The following is a 4,573-nucleotide window of genomic DNA, read 5'->3' as shown; positions in this document are numbered from 1 at the left end:
GGGGCATGAGGATGAATGTTATCGTAATGTTATCATTAGGTTAACGAGATAATTTGTTACCTTTGCAGCTAAAATACAAACAATATGAAAGCTAGTTCCGTTATTCGCCTTTCCATTGCAGGTCTTCTGGTTATTGTTCTTATTCAATTGGGTGGAATGTATTATGCCTATAAAGCCCAGATGAAAGAGGCGGAACAGACACTCAATGAGTGTTTCTCGCTGGCCTTTTCGGATATGACGAATATAATGCAAGATCGCTTGCCGTATCCTGATGGAACCGTTGTATCAATTTTCTTTGTTAATGGCTTGAATAAAGATATCAATGCTCAAGCAAACCGACTGACTCAGCAATTAATTCAGACTATGCAGAAAGCTTATGGCATGGAATTTTGTTTGGCCGAGTTGGATAGTGTATTACATAAAAAACTCTCACGTGTTTATATTAAAGGTGAAGTAGCCATTGAACGTTTTAATGTCGATACGGGGGAAATACTTGAAACTACGAATACGGGCATAGGAAATAGTGGTTTTACTACAGTCTGTTCTGAAAAAGTATTTGTATATAAGGGAAAAGGGGAAGCTGTCCGCGCCATTGTTCGCTTCCCTTTCGGAGAAATGATGCGTAATGTATTGATATTATCCGTCATTACTCTTCTTTTATTAGGAATAGTAGTTTATGTGCTGGTGTTGCAGATGAGATCATTAATCCATCAGCAACATAACTTGCAGGAGCAGAAGCGGGATTTTTATGTCTTGACAGAACAAATGCGTCTGCCGGTCGACGAAATGTCATCAAAGGTTTCCGGGCAATTGTGGAATGAAATAGAAAATGACGGCACTATGTTGCTGACAATGATAGAGAAGATGCTTTCGAAAGTGAAAGCAGAGGCATCGCTGCAGCATATCGGTAGGGTTATTTCATTGAAAACATTTTCTATTGTCACTCTGGTGGGAATATTCCTTTTATTGTCTATCTGGTCAGTATATTTGTACCGCATCGGTTATAGAAAACTGGAACTTCAGGTGCAGGATAGTTTTGAAGAGGCTTTTTTTCGTGAAACAACTTACCATCGCTTTGCCTCACTTTTGCTTGACCAGAAATATCCGATGCCTAATAAGATTACAGGTATGTCGCCCTATGCCCGCAAATTGGTGAAAGCTATCCGTGAGCAGGATATACAAAAGAAGTATAACGTCAGACCATCTCCTTTCTATATCACTCGTATGAATTATGATGATTATGAAGATGCGAGTACCCGGCTATCTATGGCTTATCTTATGCAGGACACTATCAATGCAAAGGCATCCACACCCATTTCTTTCTCGATGGAATATGCCGATAGCGTTTTCTCGGGTGTGCTTCGTGAAAAGGGACTTCCGGATAAAAGCAGCATAGTCCGGATGAAGTATCCGTTGGGTGTCGAGACGATTTATGCGGATAGTCTATATGCGGCGAATCTGGATATGATAACCCAAATGATTCCACTGGATAAGGATAGCACGTATTGTGTACAGGGTATTCTACATACTCCCCAACGGTATATTATTGCTTCCAATTGGTATATGCTTCTTCCGTTGGGCATTATCTTTTTGTTTATGGGTGCTTGTGTTTATTTCCAAATGCGGATCTCTCGCACACAACGCCGCCTTAAACAATTTCAGAAGGACTTCACTTACTCTATGATACATGATATGAAGTATCCGTTGAGTTCCATTATAATGGGAAGTCAAATTCTGGCAAGCGGTAAGTTGGCAGAGAAACCGGAGAAGGAAGATAAGTATAAGCTGGCGATCACTGATGAATGTGAGCATTTATCAGTGCTTCTGAACAGGGTATTGATGTTGACGCAGTTGGATGAAGGTCATTTGGAGTTGCATAAGGAAGAAGTTCCTTTGCGTCCGCTGATGGATGATTTATTGGCTAAGATATCTTTGAAAACCAGTAAGAAAATAGAGTTTAATACCCTCTATCATCGTTGTGAGACTGTTTATGCAGATGCTTTCTGCTTGCGTGAAGTGCTGAGTAATCTTCTGGATAATGCAATAAAATACTCCCGTGACGAGGTGAAGATCGATATCATCTGTGAGTCGGAGAAAGGTTTCAGCAAGATTAAAATCTGTGATAATGGCTTGGGTATTCCTGTGAAAGACCTTTCACGTATCTTCAACCGTTTTGAACGTTCGGTCGCTGCTGCCCGCAGCAGTAAAGGAGGAGCTACGGGCTTCGGTCTGGGGCTGAACTATGTGCAGCAAGTGATGTTAGCACATGAGGGCCGGGTGGAAGTAGAGAGCGAAGAAGGGCGTTTCAGTGAGTTTACGCTTTATTTTCCGGTTAGAGAGTAAAACGGTTATCTTGTCCTACAGTTAGGTTCCAGGCGTTTTCCTTTTTATCCCAATTGTAGGCAGTGTAGTTTATACCCTGTTCGTTCATCTGGTAAACAGCTTTTGCTTTTACGTCTGTGTAGTCACCGATTTTATTGTTCCATGCTACATATTCCACGTTTACTTCGTTGTCGGTGTAGCTGAAGTTGAGGCAATACAGCTTTTCAAAGCGGCTGTTGTCCTGATTCCATTTCAGGATTTCTTTTGTGGATACACGTCCTTTTTCATCATGTGTGTAGTTGTATTGCAGGTGGCGTTCCAAGTACTTGCCTTCTTTTACTTTATAGACTGTTTGGGTTTCTACACCGTTTTCCTGTTTCTCACTGTTGTAAGCGAAGTCTTTTACGTTGTTACCACTTACTGCGTTTACTACTGATGTCAATGCGAATACTACTGATAATACTAGAGCTTTCATAATGATTTTATTTTTTAAGTTATACATTTCGTTACTTTTGATGTTGCAAAGATAGGGCAGGGGCATGAAGATGAATGTTATCGTAATGTTATCGTTAGGTTAATAAAAAGAGTTTCTGTTTCTTCCTCTTGGAACAAAAGTGCCTCAGGTAAGAAATAATATCTAATTAATAATACCTTATTGAAGAAACTTTATCACTCCTTTATTCCTTTCTATTCTGCAATTGGTGTAATTAGTCCCATCTTATTGAATGCCGGTTTTTGCCAGTTGATTGGCAACACTTTGCCACCGTGCTGGCAAGCATTTGCCATCGAATTGGCAAGGCCTTGCCAACATGATGGCAAGATTCAGGCAATTATATATCTAAAAGAAAAAGAAAGGAAGGAAACCAGTTGACGAGTTGACAAGGGAACAAGGGGCTGCGCAATGCTTCTGTGCCGCATGGAACCTTGTCCCCTTGTCAACTTGTTAACTCGTCAACTTTCCCTCAAAACCGTATAAAAAGGAACTAATTCCGCCAATGGATTACTTGTAATAATCTTAACCTTCAGACTATTGTGAAATCAGGAACTTTGAATGATTAAGATAGGAATTCTTTGTTTTCTTCCTTTAAAACATCTGCTGTTTCTTTGGTAAATTGAAAATGTCCCCTTTTCTTCTTACTTTTACTGGGTAATAACATCTTGAAAAACATACTTTTACGGGGTAAAACTCCCTCTTCATTTATCCCCCCTATTTGTTTTCCCGTTCATGGGTATCTTCCTACTTTTGTTACATCCTCCTTAGAGGCTTAACTAATATGTATTATTATATTAACTATTTGACAGAATATTAACTCTTAAACTAAAATTATTATGGCATTTTTTGTGAACCCCGGCAAAGACTGGGAGAATAACCTGACAGAAGAAGATATTGCGAAGCTGGAAGCGCAAGGGTGTGACGTGAGCGGACTGCGTAACAGACCGCCCGTGCCGGAAGATGATGACGAAGAAGAGGAGGCTTTCGATAATCCTACTCGCCTGGATAGACTGAAACCTTATCTGCAAACACCCCGGGACATGGAAACTCCCTTCTTCAGGGCAGTGGCAGGTAATACTCCCTGGTTGTTCAAGGATCGCTGGAAGAAGAAATATACGGAGTCTCCCGTTATATATGCAGCAGTGGTGCAGGCCAACAGTGCCTTGTGGAGACCGGGAGACAACGATTATTATCCGGCAGTGTTTGTTTTTGCCCTCGATAAGAAGCACATTCACGATGTGGAATGGTTATCGCAAATGGCAGAAAAGATCAGCGAATTGTCAGATAGCCCTACTGTGCCGGATGATTGCCGCAAGCTGATTAATACGTTGCACGATAATCAGAGTGAGTTCTGCTTCCGTATCGGCAAGAGCGTATCCGGTGATGCCGATGCCTGGTGTGCTACTCATAAATTCGATAAGCAATCGGCTCTTCCGCGCAAAGCGCTTCCTTCGGACGGTATCGTTCCTTTCTTGTTGAAAGCCAATCCGGTAGAGAACCAGTGTGTGGATTTTAAGCTGATTCCTTCCGAATTGTATATTGGGTAAATCAAAGAATGCGGCTATCGGAAAAGCAATTCTCCGGTAGCCGCATTTCTTTGGAATTTAAAAGAGGGTGTTTATTGTTAGAGGAAAGTTACTTATTTGCCAGCAGGACACTGCTCCAGTGGGTGGCGTTGTGTTCTGTTACTAGATTCCAGGAGTTTTCCTTTTCATTCCAGTTGTAAGCCATGTAGTTCATGCCGTTCTCGTTCATCTG

Annotated in this window: 3 protein-coding genes; 2 read left to right on the top strand and 1 reads right to left on the bottom strand. The window is 41.3% G+C overall.

Annotated elements, in window-relative coordinates:
- The first annotated feature begins 84 nt into the window (after positions 1–84).
- Positions 85–2,343: a sensor histidine kinase gene (locus tag DWW10_RS25675; protein ID WP_118422447.1), complete on the top strand. Its 2,259-nt coding sequence runs from the start codon at positions 85–87 to the stop codon at positions 2,341–2,343.
- On the opposite strand, the gene DWW10_RS25670 is transcribed toward DWW10_RS25675, so the two are convergent.
- Positions 2,333–2,863 (bottom strand): DUF3836 domain-containing protein, encoded by a 531-nt coding sequence (locus DWW10_RS25670; protein WP_118487412.1) that lies wholly within the window; start codon positions 2,861–2,863, stop codon positions 2,333–2,335. The two genes, DWW10_RS25675 and DWW10_RS25670, sit on opposite strands and share 11 nt — an antisense overlap.
- A gap of 788 nt (positions 2,864–3,651) precedes the next feature.
- Here DWW10_RS25670 and DWW10_RS25665 point away from each other — a divergent pair.
- A complete protein-coding gene (locus DWW10_RS25665; RefSeq protein WP_118420747.1) occupies positions 3,652–4,362 on the top strand; it encodes a hypothetical protein in 711 nt (236 codons plus the stop codon).
- The last annotated feature ends 211 nt before the right edge of the window (positions 4,363–4,573 follow it).

Source organism: Bacteroides intestinalis (genome assembly GCF_003464595.1).
GTDB classification, from domain to species: Bacteria; Bacteroidota; Bacteroidia; order Bacteroidales; family Bacteroidaceae; genus Bacteroides; species Bacteroides intestinalis_A.
This window is presented reverse-complemented; position numbering and strand designations above follow the sequence as displayed.

Excerpts from the sequence above, each read along its gene's own strand:
- DWW10_RS25665 (WP_118420747.1), top strand. The coding sequence starts at position 3,652 with ATGGCATTTTTTGTGAACCCCGGCAAAGACTGGGAGAATAACCTGACA.
- DWW10_RS25670 (WP_118487412.1), bottom strand. The coding sequence starts at position 2,863 with ATGCCCCTGCCCTATCTTTGCAACATCAAAAGTAACGAAATGTATAAC.
- DWW10_RS25675 (WP_118422447.1), top strand. The coding sequence starts at position 85 with ATGAAAGCTAGTTCCGTTATTCGCCTTTCCATTGCAGGTCTTCTGGTT.